Below are 15,924 nucleotides of genomic sequence, written 5' to 3' on the forward strand. Positions count from 1 at the left end.
AGGATAGGGCACGGACAAATGTTCGTGAATGAAAACATGGACACCCGGCGATATCGAACGCTGTTCATTTCTGACGTGCACCTCGGCTCTAAAGCGGCCAAGGCGGACTTCCTTCTCGATTTTCTGCGACTTCACGACGCCGACACCATCTATCTGGTCGGCGACATCATCGATGGCTGGCGGCTGAAGCGCAATTGGTACTGGCCGCAGGATTGCAACGACGTCGTGCAGAAGCTGTTGCGCAAGGCGCGCAAGGGCACGCGCATCGTCTATATCCCCGGCAATCACGACGAGTTCCTCCGCGACTTCCCCGGCACGCATTTCGGCGGCATCGAGGTGGCCCAGCGCGCGATCCACGAGACCGCCGACGGCAAGAAGTATCTCGTTCTGCATGGCGACGAATTCGACGTCGTCGTCCGCAATGCCCGTCTGCTCGCCTATCTCGGCGATTGGGCCTATGACATGGCGATCCTGATCAATATCGGCCTTGCCGCGGTTCGCCGCCGCCTGAATATGCCCTACTGGTCTTTCTCGGCCTGGGCGAAGCTTCAGGTCAAGCACGCCGTCAATTTCATCGGCGAGTTCCAGCGCGTCGTCGTGGAAGAGGCGAAGCGCAGTGATGCAGACGGCGTCATCTGCGGCCACATCCACCATGCCGTCATAGAGGATTTCGATGGCATCCGCTACATCAACACCGGCGACTGGGTGGAAAGCTGCACAGCGATCGCCGAGCATGACGACGGCACGTTCGAGCTGATCACCTGGCAGTCGATTGCTGAAACCCAGCTCATCGGCATTGCCGGCGAGGAGCTGCCGAAAGCGCTTGGGGCGCAAGCGGCGTAGCTGCCGCAACAAACAAACGGTCATTGTTGCTTCAGCCCATTCCATGCCTCAAATAGAGCCGAGCGTGGGCATAGTCGCCGACGGGCAATTCGGGAGGCAACAGGTGCCGATCAAAGCCGTTTTCTTCGATGTCGGTGAAACCTTGGTAGACGAGACGCGTCAGTGGTTTTCCTGGGCCGACTGGCTTGGGGTTTCCCGCCTCTCATTCTGTGCAGCGTTTGGTGCTGTCATTGAGCGCGGAGAGCATCACCGACGGGTGTTCGATGCTTTCGTGCCTGATTTCGATCTAAAGCAGGCAGAGGCTTCGCGTGCAGCTAGCGGCCAAGGCTACACTATAGAACCGCGTGACCTTTATCCTGATGCGCTAGCCGCGCTTCACGAATTGAGAGGCGCAGGCTATCGCGTCGGCATAGCGGGAAATCAGCCTGAGGAAGCAGAAGGCGCTTTGAAAGCCTGTGGGGTTGAGGCTGATTATATCGCCTCTTCGGCGCGCTGGGGTGTTGAGAAGCCGTCCCCGGCCTTTTTCGCAAGAGTTATCGAAATAGCCGGGTGTCGACCTTCAGAAATTGCCTATGTCGGCGACCGTCTAGACAATGATATACTGCCTGCAAGAAGAGCGGGAATGTGTGCGGTTTTCTTGGTTCGCGGCCCGTGGGGCTTCATTCACGCGCGCCGGCTTGAGGCAGGGCAGGCAACGATCACTATTCACTCACCGATTGGCTTGTCGAAAGCTCTGGCATCTCTGCCGTAGACGTTGCCGCGCCCTTTGGAGGCGACCCGGCAGAAGAATATGTCAGTCGAGCCCGTCGATGCGGCGGTCTCCTTCCGCCTCGATAACGATCCGTCACAATTATTGATCGCCGAGATCTCGCTGCTTTCGCCGTTTTGAGCTGAAACGTTGCAGCAAGGCCATTTCTCGCCATAGTCGTACTCACGATAGGGTGCTAGGAACAGATCAGTTCCCTTCAGGTCTGTCATGATTCCCGCGACAAAATCTTTGCAGGGCGAGGCCGCGCCACCGTATTTTCGGTTGCGCACAGCCTTGTCCTATTGTGCTCCGTTGATCGTCAATGGGATTGCCTTGCCGTTTTTTCCGGTCTGGCTCGCCGGGTTGAATTTCAGCGATCGCGAGATTGGTCTGATCCTCGCCGTGCCGATGGTGGTGCGGGTTCTTGTCGTGCCTATTGTCGGCATGCTTGCCGATCGTGTGCAGGAACGCGCCACTGTGCTGTTCTGGTCGGGTGCGTTGTCGTTGTTGACGGCGATTGCGCTTTACTGGACGAGCGATTTCTGGCCGGTGCTTTTGGTCTACGGTATCCAGGGGGCGACATATGCGCCTTATGTGCCCATCGTTGAATCGATTGCCGTTTCCGGCGTACGGCGTTGGGGTTTCGATTACGGCTCGATGCGCGTCTGGGGATCGATCGCTTTCATCGTCTCGACCCTTATCGGCGGTCAAATGATCGGCAAATGGGGCGGTACGACGGTTCTCCCCGCCATGGTCGCGGGCTTCGTCCTGACAACGCTGATGGCCTTCTTCTGTCCGCGCATAGGGCCAACGCGACGGCGCCATCATCAACCGATCGATTTGCAGGCGCCAACCGGGAGCTCGCTGCGGTCTCCGCAATTGCTGGTCACCATGATCGGTGTATCGGTGCAGCAGTCGAGCCACGCCATGATGTATACGTTCGCGTCGATCTATTGGCGAGAGCTCGGTTTTTCGGGCACGCAGATCGCCGTCCTCTGGTGCATCGGGGTGGCGGCGGAGGTCATGGTGTTTTTCATGTCGAGGATGCTCGGCCGGCGGTTCAGCGCCTGGACACTGATCTTTTTCGGCTCGGCCGTGTGCGTCGTCCGCTGGATCCTATTCCCGATCAATCTCGGTTTCGCCGGCTATTTCATGCTGCAATGTTTCCATGCCTGCACCTTTGCCTGCGTGCATACCGGCATCCAGCGGCGCATCGTCGCTTCGGTACAGGAAACGCAGGAGGCGTCTGCTCAGGGCACTTATTTCTTCTATAACGGCATGTTTCTCGGGCTTATGACCCTGGCGTCCGGCTATCTCTATGCTTGGCTCGGTCTTTCCAGCTACTACATCATGTCCGGTGTTGCGGCCTTCGGTCTTGCCATGGTGGTTTTCGCGCGTAGTCTTCAACCTCGGAGTTCCTCGGTCGGGGGAAGAGCGAGCGAGGCTTCATAAGTCGTGCAAAGTGGTTTCATTTAGATATCAAAATGCCGTGCCATATCTTTGGCGCTTGCGCGGCATAGAAATCGCCTATGAACTCGGTGTATTAACGATTAGCGTCGCGCGGGGGATTCCCGAGTCGGCGAGTGTGCCGCAAGACTTGAAAGATGTATGAGTTTGAAAGCAGCCGTACAGAAAGCCGATGCACCGAGGATCGACGACGAGCCCGATGGCAACGGGCATCGCTATCGGCTGGAAGGCAACTGGCGTAGCGCCAATGTCCATGGCGTGTTGCGGCGCATCGATGAGCTGACGACGCGGAGCGCTGGCGGCCGGGTGGTGATCGATCTTTCCGATCTCTCCGATGTCGATACCGCCGGAGCGCTGCTGATCCGCCGCCTAAAGGAGAGTCAGGAAGCGCATGGCGCCAGCGTCAGCATCGAAGGCTCCAATTCGCATATCGACGAGCTGCTGACGGCCTTTACCGAAGACCCGGATGCCGAGAAGCCGGAACCCCGGCAAAAGAAATCCTGGACGGAGCGCATCTTCGCGCCGATCGGCGAAACTGTCTACGAGGTCTGGGGCAATCTTGTTGCGGCCATGTATATTCTCGGCTCGGCGGTGCGCGGCGCGCAGCTGAAGTTCGGGCGCGGCAGCGGCGTTTCGCCGGCCTCGATCGTCAACCAGATCGACCATATGGGCGTGCGCGCCGTCCCGATCATCCTGTTGATGTCCTATCTGATCGGCGCGATCATCGCGCAGCAGGGGGCATTTCAGCTGCGCTATTTCGGCGCCGAGGTCTTCGTTGTCGATCTCGTCGGCATCCTGCAATTGCGCGAGATTGGTGTTCTTCTGACCGCCATCATGATCGCCGGGCGCTCGGGCAGCGCGATCACCGCCGAAATCGGCTCGATGAAGATGCGCGAAGAGGTCGATGCGCTGAAGGTGATGGGTCTGAATCCGATCGGGGTCCTGATTTTCCCGCGGCTGGTGGCGTTGACCGTGGCGCTGCCGCTGCTGACGATCCTTGCCAATTTTGCCTCACTCTTCGGCGCGGCGACGGTAACCTGGGCCTATTCCGGTATCACTTTCGCTACCTTCATTGCGCGCCTGCATGAGGCGATCAGCCTTTCAACTGTCATCTCGGGCATGATCAAGGCGCCATTCATGGCGCTGGTGATCGGCATTGTCGCGGCGGTCGAGGGATTGAAGGTCGGCGGCAGCGCCGAATCGCTCGGGCAGCATGTGACTGCCTCGGTGGTGAAGTCGATTTTCGTGGTGATCCTGATGGACGGGCTGTTCGCCATGTTCTATGCCGCGATCGATTTCTGAGGGATATCAACGATGAGCGCGCTTCACTCGGAAATCTCCCTGGAAAAAGATGAGCATGGCAGGGACATCGTGCTGTCGGCACGGGATGTCACCGTCGCTTTCGGATCGAAAGTCGTGCTCGATAAATTGAACCTCAATATCTATCGCGGTGAAATCCTGGGCTTCGTCGGGGCTTCCGGTGCTGGCAAGTCGGTGCTGCTGCGCACGGTGCTGCGGTTGCTGCCGCGCCGCTCGGGCAAGATCGAGATCCTTGGCGAAGACTATGACAAGCTCTCTGAGCCGGAGCGCAACAGGCTCGACATGCGCCTCGGCGTGCTCTTCCAGCAGGGTGCGCTATTCTCCTCGCTGACGGTGAAGGAGAACATCCAGGTGCCGATGCGGGAATATCTCGACCTGCCGAAAGCATTGATGGATGAGCTGGCGCATCTGAAGATCCGCATGGTCGGCCTTGCCGCCGATGCGGCCGACAAATACCCGTCAGAGCTTTCCGGCGGCATGATCAAGCGCGCGGCACTGGCGCGAGCCCTGGCGCTCGACCCCGACCTTGTTTTCCTGGACGAGCCGACCTCTGGCCTCGACCCGATCGGTGCCGCGGAATTCGACGAGCTGATCGCCAAGCTGCGAGACACGCTCGGCCTGACCGTCTATATGGTGACTCACGACCTCGACAGCCTGTTTTCCGTCTGCGATCGTATTGCCGTTCTCGGACAGAAACGGGTATTGGTGGAAGGAACGGTTGAGGACATGCTCGCCTGCGACGACCCCTGGGTGCAGTCCTATTTCCGTGGTAAACGCGCGCGTTCGATCGTGCCGACGGGAAGGGTTGGAGACCGCAACGACGACAACGGCGCTGGCGCCCACAGCCGCGAGAAGTAATTGGAACAATGGAAACCAAAGCCAACTATACGATCGTCGGGTTCTTTACATTGCTGGTCATCGCGGCCGCTTTCGGGTTCGTTTATTGGATGGCCGAATATGGCCGGGGCGGCCCGATGGTCGAACTGGTCGTTCGCATTCCGGGCTCGGCAAACGGCCTGAGCGTCGGCTCGCCCGTCCGCTTCAACGGCATTCAGGTCGGCTCCGTGCAGGGGCTTTCGATTGACGCCGACGATCCGAACTATTCGCTTGCCTTTACCGAAGTGCGGGCAGACGCGCCGGTCTATACGTCCACCAAGGCGATTCTGGAGATCCAGGGTCTGACGGGCGCTGCCTATATCGAGCTTTCCGGCGGCCGCAACGGTGACGAGAACATCCTCAAGCGCTCGGTTGATACCGGCAAGCGCGCCGTGCTGCTCGCCGATCAATCGAGCGTCACGAACCTGCTCAATACCGCCGACAAGATACTGAACCGCGCAAACGACACGATCGGCGATATCCAGGGATTCGTCTCGGATTCCCGTGCGCCGCTGACGGATACGGTGCGCAACGCACAGACCTTCTCCAAGGCATTGTCGGACAATTCCGACAATATCGACAAGTTCCTCGCCAGCATGGGGCAGCTTTCCGACACCTTCAAGAATGTCTCGACTCGTATCGACTCGACGCTGGAAGCCGTCGAGAAACTGGTGCGTGCGGTCGACGCCAACAAGATCAATGAGGTCGTCAACAACGCCAACAAGATCACCGCCAACGTGGCGGATGCGACGACCGATCTGAAGGCGACCGTGGCTGCCTTCAAGCAGACCGCCGACACCTACAATGCCTTCGGCCAGAAGGCACAGCAGACGCTGGACCGCGTCGACGCCATCGTGGCGCAGATCGATCCCGCCAAGCTGAAAGGTTCGGTTGACGACATTACGCAGGTCACCAAGGACGCCCGCGCGGCCGTCACGTCCATCCGCGAGGTCGCCAATTCGGTTGCCGCCCGCCAGCAGGATATCGACCAGACGATTGCCAATGCCCGGTCGATTTCTGAGAAGCTGAATTCGGCGTCCGGCAAGGTCGACGGCGTTCTCAGCAAGGTCGACTCGCTGCTTGGCTCCGGCGACACGCAGTCGCTGTTTGCCGAAGCCAAGGATACGCTCACGTCCTTCAAGAAGATGGCGGACAATCTCAACGCCCGAATCGGGCCGATCGCCGACAATCTGCAGAAGTTCTCGAGCAGCGGTCTGAGCAACGTCCAGACCCTCATCAACGACATGCGGGGCACGGTTGACAATCTCAACAGCACGATCACTAACTTCGATCGCAATCCGCAGCGCCTGCTGTTTGGTGGCGATACGGTCAAGCAATATGACGGCCGGGCGCGGCGTTGATGGATAGCGGTTTTTGGACTGTGAGGGATATGCGGAATATGGTCGGTTGCGTTTCGAGTGAGCGTTATCAGGTGTACAGGAAGGCAGCGATCGTTCTGCCGCTGCTCGCGGCCCTGCTTAGCGGCTGCGGTTCCAAGCCATCCAACGATACTTATGACCTCTCGGCCTCGGTCAAGGCGAGCGGTCCGTTGATGAAGGGCAAGCAAATCCTGATTCCGCCGCCAACGGCATTGCAGGCGCTCGACAGCAACCTGATCGTCATCCGCGTCTCGCCCTCTGAAATCCAGTATCTCGGCAAGGCGCAGTGGAGCGACAAGCTGAGCCGCATGGTGCAATCGAAGCTGGTCGAAGCCTTCGAGAATACCGGCAAGCTTGGCGGCGTCGGCGTACCGGGGCAGGGGCTGGCGATCGACTATCAGATTGTCACCGACATCCGTTCCTTCGAGATTGATGCGGCTGGCGGCCAGAAGTCCGCCGCTGTCGAAATCTCGGTGAAGATCCTCAACGATCGCACGGGCACGATCAAGTCGCAGAGCGTCTTCCGCAAAGTCGTCCCGGTCACAGGCGGCAGCAACCCCGATTTCATTCGGGGGCTCGACACGGCCTTTGCCGGCGTCACCGCCGAGATTGTTGACTGGAGCCTGCGCTCGCTTTGAGGTTTGCCTATCCGATTAACGGACGACAAAAATGCCCATTTTGGTCAGACCGATCACGCCTGACGATGCTTTGGCTGCCTTGGAGGTGCACCACGCCGCCGTACGCGTGACGGCTGCGAAAGACTATGCTCCTGAGATCATTGAGCAATGGGCGCCAATGACTGTTAGCGCCGATGCCATATCCCGTTTCCATAAGAACCCGGAAAACGAAATTCGCTTTGTTGCAGAGATCAACGGCGAGGTTGTCGGATTTGCTGCGATCATTCTGGCGAGTAAGGAGCTGAGGGCTTGCTACGTGTCACCCAGGGCAGTGGGTAGAGGCGTCGGCAGGGCGTTGATTGCCGAACTTGAACACACAGCAAAGCAGGAGGGGCTTACCATCCTTCAGCTGGATTCATCCTTGACCGCCCATCCCTTCTACGAAGCGATGGGCTATCAAACAGAATCCCGAGGGGAGCATGTTCTCGGCTCCGGGCAACGCATGTTCTGCGTCCACATGACAAAGAAGTTGGCTCAGTAAGGTCAGCATCCTTACATGCTCATCGGCTATCGCTCCATCAGCGCTTTCAATGTGTTGAGATCCTTCAGCACATGTGCTGCGTCGGCCGCGAACTGCTCGTCCGTCATTCCGGGCAATCTCAGCAGCGTGAACATGACTTCGCAGCCGTCGCCATTTGGCACGACTCTCAGTGCATTATAGACCTGCAAGCCAGTGTCGAGGGTCACCGTATGGTCGATGACGCCGAAGTCGTTGCGGGGTGAGAAGCGGACACGGACGGTGCCGAGAGTGCCTTTGGCGACCCAATCCTCACCATCCAGTTTCAGTCCGGATGCAAGGCCTGAGGCCCAGAGCGGCATGTTTTCCGGGCGGCCGGCAAAGCCATGGACCTCCCGCCAGGAGCGGTCGATGGAGACATGAACGATCTTGGCGGGCATGGTCGACATGGATGCTTCCTCCTCTATATCCGCCTTCGGTGCACCATCGGGTCAGGTTGCCGAAGCCGGTCTTTTGAAAAATCCTGCAGCATTCTTGCCCGGTTCTGCAATGGGGCCGATTCGAGGCTGGCGAAGGCTTGCCGTTTTGCGCCCGGAGTGCAACAACACGCCCAACGCATAACTCCCGAAAGGCGGTATCGGTTTCGGGGAAGGCTTAGGCGTCATTTCAAAATATCACTGCGTCCTCTGCGCATGCGATGGGATGTGAGGCGCAGCAAGAGAATTATTGGAGGATTGTCGTGGAAAAGGCAGAAATCGGACTGATCGGTCTCGCTGTGATGGGATCGAACCTGGCGCTCAACATTGCTGAAAAGGGCAATAAGATCGCGGTGTTCAACCGTACACCGCAGGTGACGGATGAATTCTATGCGAATGCGGGCGCGCTGAAGGACAAGATCATTCCCTGCAAGACGATCGAAGAATTCGTCGAATCGATTCGTCCGCCGCGGCCGATCATCATCATGATCAAGGCCGGCGAGCCGGTCGACCAGCAGATGGCGGCGCTGCAGCCCTATCTCGACAAGGGCGACATCATGATCGATGCCGGCAACGCCAATTTCCGCGACACGATTGCCCGCTTCGACCGCCTGAAGGATACCGGTCTGACCTTTATCGGCATGGGTGTCTCCGGTGGCGAGGAAGGTGCACGCCACGGCCCATCGATCATGGTCGGCGGCACTGAGGAGTCTTACAAGCGTGTCGAGAAGGTTCTGACCTCGATTGCTGCCACATACAACAACGATCCGTGCGTTGCCTGGCTCGGTAATGACGGGGCAGGGCATTTCGTCAAGACGATCCACAATGGCATCGAATATGCCGACATGCAGATGATCGCCGAAATCTACGGCATCCTGCGTGATGGCCTCGGCAAGAGCGCTGCAGAAATCAGCGGTATCTTCGGTGACTGGAACAAGGGTCGCCTCAACTCCTACCTGATCGAGATCACCGAGAAGGTTCTGGCCGCCAAGGATCCGGCCACCGGCAGCGCCATGCCGGACGTCATCCTCGACAAGGCCGGCCAGAAGGGCACCGGCAAGTGGTCTGCCATCGAAGCGCAGAACATGGGTATTCCGGCGACCGCCATCGAAGCCGCCGTCGCCGCCCGCAGCCTGTCGGCCATCAAGAGCCAGCGCGAAGCCGCCGAGAAGATCTTCGGCACGCCGGACTACAAGTTCCCGATCGCCTTCGGTCCGGACCTGTTGAAGGATCTGGAACTGGCATTGTTCGCTGCCAAGATCGGCGCCTATGCGCAGGGCTTTGCCGTCATGGCGGAAGCGTCGAAGGAGTTCAATTGGTCGCTGCCGATGCCGGTCATCGCCAAGATCTGGCGCGCGGGTTGCATCATCCGTTCGCAGTTCCTCGACGAGATCACCAGCGCCTTCACCAAGACGCCGGATGCCGCCAACCTGATCGTCACCCCGGCTTTTGCCGAGATGGTCAAGGAATCGATCCCGTCGCTACGCCGCATCGTTTCGGCCGCCACGGCCTCCGGCCTTCCGGTTCCGGCGCTGGCCTCCGCTCTGACCTATTTCGACGCCTATCGCCAGGCTCGCGGCACCGCCAACCTGATCCAGGCCCAGCGCGACTTCTTCGGCGCCCATGGCTTCGATCGTGTCGATGGCAAGGACATCCACCACGGCCCATGGGGCAGCGGTGCGAACGGCTGATATTTTCGGCTGATTTTGAAGATAAAAGAGCCCGCCGGATAAGTGTCCGGCGGGTTTTTTCGTGCCCGTCAGCCTTTCGGCCAGATCGGGGAGCTGATGCTTTGCAGCAGTTCCGGCTCGATGCCGTCGATACGGGCGATCACAGCCTTGCCCAATTCGCGGCCGGCATGGCGGAAATCCTCGTGGATCGCGATGATCTCCGGGCGGATCCAGCTCAGCACGTCGGTCGATTGTTTGGCGACCATGTCGATGTCGTGGCCAAGACGGAAGCCCGCCGCCTCGATGCCGGCATTGACTGCGATAGCGCCAGCGCTGCTGGAGCAGACGATGCCGTCGGGCGCATGCGGGGAGCGCATCAGCGCCTCGACCGTATCCTTGATCTCGGCGAGCGTCGTATCGGTGCTGGCCCTCAGCGGAACCTCCTGAGCCTGATACTCGCGCAAGCCCGTCTGAAAGCCGATCTGGGTGTGCAGATAATAATTGAGCTTGCCCGGCGGCTGCAGCAGCGCGATGCGGCGACGTCCCTTGGCGACCAGCGCACGCACCGCTTCGCGCGCGAAAGCTTCGTTGTCGAAGTCATGGAAAGGATGGGAGATTCCCATGTTCGTGCGCCCATGCGTCGCAAAGGGCATGCCGCGCTGATGCATGAGTTCCACGCGCGGATCGTCCGGCTCAGTGCGCGATATGATGACGCCATCGGCCGATCCGGTGTCGAGGATATAGCGCACCGGCACCAGCGGGTCCTTGCTGTGCGAATGCGGCGTGATGACGAGATGATATTGCGTGCCGGCCAAAACCTCGGAGATGCCGAAGACCATGTGGCTGGTGAAGCCCATGATTTCCTCATCGATGCTGAGCACCAGTGCGATAACGTTGGTCTTGCCGGTTCTCAGGCGCACGCCGGCGCGATTTGGCTGGTAACCCAGTTGACGGGCCACCATACGCACGCGCTCCTTGGTTTCAGCGCCGATATCCGGAGCGTCCTTCAGGGCGCGCGAAATAGTCGTGATCCCAAGGCCGGTCATGAAGGCGATTGTCTTCAGCGTCGGCCGCTCGGGCGTGGGCTGAATATTGCCGCCTGAAGCTTTCTTATTATCCATCTCGTCCAAGCCTGCCTCCCGGCCGCCTCTCCCGCGACCATGCGCTTATATCGCCTGCGGCAGCGCCGCAAGCACATGCGTGATACGGCCGCTCCTCCCTCATTGAAGAAATCTGTAACGATACAGTAGAAAAGTCGAGCGCTTTTTCTGCCTTGATGTCAAATAAGATATCCAGGGGTTGAATCCACAGCCTTGGATGAAAAATTTTGCATCTGCGAAGCGGTATGCGAGATTTATGGGGCGGTGCAGCAATTTTAATCGAAAAAAATCAATGAACTAATGGAAAATGCGGTTGATACGGGCAGCTGGTGAATCGTCAGGCACATCGCATTCTTTGCAAGCATAACTGTAATCTGAAATCGTATATTCGGGCTTTCGGTAAAATTTCGCGAACAGGCGGTTGCGCGTTGAAAATGATTAGACTACGTTTTTCCGGCAACGTTTCAGTGAGGGAGGAAAACTCATGAATATTCGTTTGATGGCGACTGCGCTTGCTGCGTCGGTCGTGTTGCCACTGGGAGCGGCCAACGCGACCGATCTGGAGGTAACGCATTGGTGGACGTCCGGTGGCGAAGCTGCCGCGGTGGCTGAGTTTGCAAAGGCGTTCGACGCCACCGGCAATCATTGGGTGGATGGTGCGATTGCCGGCTCCGGCGGTACCGCGCGTCCGATCATGGTCAGCCGCATCACCGGCGGCGATCCGATGGGCGCCACTCAATTCAACCACGGCCGTCAGGCTGAGGAGCTTGTGCAGGCCGGCCTTATGCGTGACCTGACAGATGTCGCCACGAAGGAGCACTGGAAGGATGTCATTCGTCCGGCCAGCCTGCTCGATTCCTGCACGATCGACGGCAAGATCTATTGCGCGCCCGTCAATATCCATTCCTGGCAATGGCTCTGGCTCTCGAACGCAGCCTTCAAGAAGGCCGGCGTCGAGGTTCCGAAGAACTGGGGTGAGTTCGTTGCCGCTGGTCCGGCGCTGCAGAAGGCCGGCATCGTTCCGCTCGCCTTGGGTGGTCAGCCATGGCAGGCCGCGGGTGCCTTCGACGTGTTGATGGTCGCCATCGCCGGCAAGGATACCTTCCAGAAGGTGTTCGGCGACAAGGATAAGGAAGTCGCGGCCGGACCGGAAATCGCCAAGGTCTTCAAGGCTGCCGACGATGCCCGCAAGCTGTCCAAGGGCTCCAATGTTCAGGATTGGAACCAGGCCACGAACCTGGTCATCACTGGCAAGGCCGGCGGTCAGATCATGGGCGACTGGGCGCAGGGCGAGTTTGCGCTGGCAGGCCAGAAGGCTGGCACGGACTATACCTGCCTTCCGGGTCTCGGCGTCAATGAAGTCATTTCGACAGGTGGCGATGCATTCTATTTCCCACTGCTGAAGGACGATGCCAAATCCAAGGCTCAGGAAGTGCTGGCCAAGACGCTGCTCGATCCGAAGACGCAGGTCGCCTTCAACCTGAAGAAGGGCTCGCTGCCCGTTCGTGGTGACGTGGATCTCGCGGCCGCCAACGACTGCATGAAGAAGGGCCTTGAGATCCTAAAGAAGGGCAATGTGATCGAGGGGACGGACCAGCTTCTTTCTGCCGATACCCAGAAGCAGAAGGAGGACTTGTTCTCCGAGTTCTTCGCAAATCCCGCGATGACGCCGGAAGCGGCGCAGAAGCGCTTCGTCGACATCATCGCCGCGGCTGATTGACCGCTATCTTCTCGCTGTAGTGATACCGGCTTTGCCTAGCGGGCCGGTATCACGGCCGGGACACATAGCGTGATCCGGTTTGCCACAGCACCCCTCATGGCCGGCGGATCCGCATGTATGTGACGGTTACAGTGGGTGAGGGGAAGCGCAGGAACCGCGATCAAGATCCGGTTCTGATCGTCGAAGCAGTCGCGATGCAGAAGGAGCTACAATGACGGGTCAAGCGAAAGCCGGCCGGCCAAATCAATATCTGCGCAATCTGAACTCGAAGATTGCATCCATTCCCATGATCCTGACGGCTGTCGTCATCTTCCTTGGCGGCTCGATCTGGACGGTGGTTTATTCCTTCACCAATTCGAAGCTGCTGCCTCGTCTCAGTTTTGTCGGGCTGGACCAGTACCATCGATTGTGGGCAGCGCCACGATGGATCGTGTCCATTGAAAATTTGGCGGTTTACGGCATCCTTTCGATGATCTTCAGTCTCGTCATCGGCTTCGTGCTGGCGGCATTGATGGACCAGAAGATCCGCTTCGAAAACACCTTCCGCACGATTTTCCTCTATCCTTTCGCCCTCTCTTTCATTGTCACCGGCCTGGTCTGGCAGTGGCTGCTCAATCCGGAATTCGGCATCCAGTCGGTGGTGCGTTCGCTCGGATGGACGAATTTCACCTTCGATCCACTCTATACGCCGAGCATCGTCATCTACGGCGTGCTGATCGCAGCGCTCTGGCAGGGGACGGGTCTTGTGATGTGCCTGATGCTCGCCGGTCTGCGCGGCATCGATGAGGACATCTGGAAAGCGGCGCGCGTGGATGGGATCCCCATGTGGAGGACCTATCTGTTCATCGTCATTCCGATGATGCGTCCAGTCTTCATCACCACACTCGTCATCATCGCCAGCGGCATCGTCAAGGTCTACGACCTCGTCGTCGCGCAAACGAGCGGCGGACCCGGCATCTCGTCGGAAGTCCCGGCGAAATATGTCTACGACTACATGTTCCAGGCGCAGAACCTCGGTCAAGGATTTGCCGCCTCCACCATGATGCTGGTGACCGTCGCCATCATCATTATCCCCTGGGCCTATCTGGAATTCGGCGGAGGGCGCAAGCGTGGCTGATCCTGTTACTCTCAACAACGCGAATGATGCCGCGACCTTGACCGGCAAGACGTTTTCGGGACCGAATGGCCGCAAGCCTCGCCCGGTGCTCTCCGGCCGCAACATCATGCTTTACGGCACACTCTTCGTTGCCGCCGTTTACTACCTGTTGCCGCTCTATGTGATGATCGTCACCTCGCTGAAGGGAATGCCCGAAATCCGCATGGGCAACATCTTTTCGCCGCCGCTCGAGATCACGTTCGAGCCGTGGGTGAAAGCCTGGGCGACGGCCTGTACCGGTCTCAATTGCGACGGTCTTTCTCGCGGCTTCTGGAATTCGGTTCGCATCACAGTGCCATCCACGATCCTCTCGATCGCGATCGCTTCGGTCAACGGCTACGCACTTGCCAACTGGCGCTTCAAGGGGGCGGATCTGTTCTTCTCGATCCTCGTCGTCGGCGCGTTCATTCCCTATCAGGTGATGATCTACCCGATCGTCATCGTGCTGCGCGAAATCGGTATCTACGGCACGCTTAGCGGACTTATCCTGGTGCACAGCATCTTCGGCATGCCGATCCTGACGCTGCTGTTCCGCAATTACTTCGCATCGCTGCCCGTGGAGCTTTTCAAGGCTGCGCGTATCGACGGCGCCGGCTTCTGGCAGATTTTCCTGCGTATCATGCTGCCCATGTCGCTGCCGATCTTCGTCGTCGCCATGATCCTGCAGATCACCGGTATCTGGAACGACTTCCTGTTCGGCGTCGTCTTCACCCGGCCGGAATATTATCCGATGACCGTGCAGCTCAACAATATCGTCAATTCCGTCCAGGGCGTGAAGGAATACAACGTCAACATGGCGGCAACGATCCTGACGGGTCTTGTTCCGCTGGTCGTCTATTTCGTCTCCGGGCGGCTTTTCGTCCGTGGCATCGCCGCCGGCGCAGTGAAGGGTTGATTTATGACTAGTAGCGTTTCAATCAAGGAACTGTCGCTCGATTTCGGCGCGGTCAGCGTCCTGAAGAATCTCAATCTTGAGATCCAGGACGGCGAATTCCTCGTGTTGCTCGGCTCGTCCGGCTGCGGCAAGTCGACCTTGCTCAATTGCATCGCCGGCCTGCTCGATATCACCGAAGGGCAGATCTTCATCAAGGGCAAGAATGTCACCTGGGAGGAGCCGAAAGACCGCGGTATCGGCATGGTGTTCCAGTCCTACGCGCTCTATCCGCAGATGACGGTCGAAAAGAACCTGTCGTTCGGATTGCACGTCGCCAAGGTGCCGCAGGCGGAGATCGACAAGCGCATCGCACGCGCCGCCGAAATCCTGCAGATCCAGCCTTTGCTCAAGCGCAAGCCGGCCGAGCTTTCCGGCGGCCAGCGCCAGCGTGTCGCAATCGGTCGTGCTCTGGTGCGCGACGTTGACGTGTTCCTGTTCGACGAGCCGCTGTCCAACCTCGACGCCAAGCTGCGCTCGGAGCTCCGCGTCGAGATCAAGCGGCTGCATCAGTCGCTGAAGAACACCATGATCTACGTCACGCACGACCAGATCGAAGCCCTGACGCTCGCCGACCGCATTGCCATCATGAAGAACGGCATCATCATGCAGCTCGACGATCCCACGACGATCTACAATGAGCCGCGCAACCTGTTCGTCGCCGGCTTCATCGGTTCTCCGTCGATGAATTTTCTGCACGGTGAATTGGTCAATCGCGACGGCAAGATCGCCTTCGCCACCAATGACGTGATTTTCTCGCTTGACGGCTACAAGGCCGCCGAGCCGCTGGTGGCCGGCCGCAAGGTCATTCTCGGGGCTCGACCGGAGCATATCAAGGTCAATGAGGATCTGGGGTCCGGAGCGGAAACGCACGATGCGACCGTTGATATCGAAGAGCCGATGGGCGCCGACAACCTGCTCTGGCTCAATCATGCCGGCCACACCATGTCGGTACGCATCAACGGCGCGCGTCGCTTCAGCCCGGGATCGCGTGTCAAGCTCGGCTTCGACATGACGGTCGCCTCGCTTTTCGACGCGCAAACAGAACTCAGAATCTAGTCATAAAACGGGGGCGGCTTGGCCGCCTCCGTCCATAGCAGTCCG

The 15,924-nt window shown here is 58.9% G+C and carries 15 protein-coding genes; 13 read left to right on the plus strand and 2 right to left on the minus strand.

Features of this window, described 5'->3' with window-relative positions:
• Window positions 1-18: 18 nt before the first annotated feature.
• From RRH01S_RS03005 to RRH01S_RS33110, 8 genes are all read left to right on the plus strand, one after another.
• The gene (locus tag RRH01S_RS03005) at window positions 19-843 is read left to right on the plus strand and encodes a UDP-2,3-diacylglucosamine diphosphatase (RefSeq protein ID WP_012651625.1); all 825 of its coding nucleotides are present in this window, start codon (window positions 19-21) and stop codon (window positions 841-843) included.
• Window positions 844-946: 103 nt separating this feature from the next.
• A complete protein-coding gene (locus RRH01S_RS03010) occupies window positions 947-1,594 on the plus strand; it encodes an HAD family hydrolase (protein WP_198929337.1) in 648 nt (215 codons plus the stop codon).
• Window positions 1,595-1,819: 225 nt separating this feature from the next.
• A complete protein-coding gene (locus tag RRH01S_RS03015) occupies window positions 1,820-3,043 on the plus strand; it encodes an MFS transporter (protein ID WP_007696452.1) in 1,224 nt (407 codons plus the stop codon).
• 156 nt (window positions 3,044-3,199) lie between these two features.
• Window positions 3,200-4,360 (plus strand): ABC transporter permease, encoded by a 1,161-nt coding sequence (locus RRH01S_RS03020; RefSeq protein ID WP_012651624.1) that lies wholly within the window; start codon window positions 3,200-3,202, stop codon window positions 4,358-4,360.
• 12 nt (window positions 4,361-4,372) lie between these two features.
• Complete coding sequence (locus RRH01S_RS03025; protein WP_007696450.1) at window positions 4,373-5,236, plus strand: ABC transporter ATP-binding protein; 864 nt, start codon at window positions 4,373-4,375, stop codon at window positions 5,234-5,236.
• 8 nt (window positions 5,237-5,244) lie between these two features.
• Window positions 5,245-6,615, plus strand: a complete 1,371-nt coding sequence (locus tag RRH01S_RS03030) for an MlaD family protein (RefSeq protein ID WP_012651623.1) — start codon at window positions 5,245-5,247, stop codon at window positions 6,613-6,615.
• 38 nt (window positions 6,616-6,653) lie between these two features.
• Complete coding sequence (locus RRH01S_RS03035; RefSeq protein WP_037218536.1) at window positions 6,654-7,271, plus strand: ABC-type transport auxiliary lipoprotein family protein; 618 nt, start codon at window positions 6,654-6,656, stop codon at window positions 7,269-7,271.
• Window positions 7,272-7,302: 31 nt separating this feature from the next.
• Window positions 7,303-7,791: a GNAT family N-acetyltransferase gene (locus RRH01S_RS33110; RefSeq protein ID WP_012651621.1), complete on the plus strand. Its 489-nt coding sequence runs from the start codon at window positions 7,303-7,305 to the stop codon at window positions 7,789-7,791.
• Window positions 7,792-7,817: 26 nt separating this feature from the next.
• Here the strand turns inward: RRH01S_RS33110 and RRH01S_RS03045 are convergent, their stop codons facing one another.
• On the minus strand, window positions 7,818-8,216 hold the full coding sequence (locus tag RRH01S_RS03045; RefSeq protein ID WP_037218535.1) for a polyketide cyclase: 399 nt from the start codon (window positions 8,214-8,216) through the stop codon (window positions 7,818-7,820).
• Window positions 8,217-8,506: 290 nt separating this feature from the next.
• On the opposite strand from RRH01S_RS03045, the gene gnd reads away from it, so the two are divergent.
• Window positions 8,507-9,934: an NADP-dependent phosphogluconate dehydrogenase gene (gene gnd, locus RRH01S_RS03050; RefSeq protein WP_007696446.1), complete on the plus strand. Its 1,428-nt coding sequence runs from the start codon at window positions 8,507-8,509 to the stop codon at window positions 9,932-9,934.
• A 68-nt stretch (window positions 9,935-10,002) separates the two neighbouring features.
• On the opposite strand, the gene RRH01S_RS03055 is transcribed toward gnd, so the two are convergent.
• Complete coding sequence (locus tag RRH01S_RS03055) at window positions 10,003-11,034, minus strand: LacI family transcriptional regulator (protein ID WP_012651618.1); 1,032 nt, start codon at window positions 11,032-11,034, stop codon at window positions 10,003-10,005.
• A gap of 463 nt (window positions 11,035-11,497) precedes the next feature.
• Between RRH01S_RS03055 and RRH01S_RS03060 the strand changes: the two genes are divergently transcribed.
• The 4 genes from RRH01S_RS03060 to RRH01S_RS03075 all read left to right on the plus strand — a co-directional run bounded on the left by RRH01S_RS03060 (window position 11,498) and on the right by RRH01S_RS03075 (window position 15,879).
• Window positions 11,498-12,733 carry an ABC transporter substrate-binding protein gene (locus tag RRH01S_RS03060; RefSeq protein ID WP_012651617.1) on the plus strand — a complete coding sequence of 412 codons (1,236 nt, stop codon included), beginning with the start codon at window positions 11,498-11,500 and terminating at the stop codon, window positions 12,731-12,733.
• A 211-nt stretch (window positions 12,734-12,944) separates the two neighbouring features.
• Window positions 12,945-13,850: a carbohydrate ABC transporter permease gene (locus RRH01S_RS03065; RefSeq protein WP_007696439.1), complete on the plus strand. Its 906-nt coding sequence runs from the start codon at window positions 12,945-12,947 to the stop codon at window positions 13,848-13,850.
• Window positions 13,843-14,784, plus strand: a complete 942-nt coding sequence (locus RRH01S_RS03070; RefSeq protein WP_007696437.1) for a carbohydrate ABC transporter permease — start codon at window positions 13,843-13,845, stop codon at window positions 14,782-14,784. Before RRH01S_RS03065 ends, RRH01S_RS03070 begins: the two co-directional genes overlap by 8 nt.
• Before the next feature lie 3 nt (window positions 14,785-14,787).
• Window positions 14,788-15,879, plus strand: a complete 1,092-nt coding sequence (locus RRH01S_RS03075) for an ABC transporter ATP-binding protein (protein WP_012651616.1) — start codon at window positions 14,788-14,790, stop codon at window positions 15,877-15,879.
• The last annotated feature ends 45 nt before the right edge of the window (window positions 15,880-15,924 follow it).

This window comes from Rhizobium rhizogenes NBRC 13257 (assembly GCF_000696095.1).
Classification (GTDB): domain Bacteria; phylum Pseudomonadota; class Alphaproteobacteria; order Rhizobiales; family Rhizobiaceae; genus Rhizobium; species Rhizobium rhizogenes.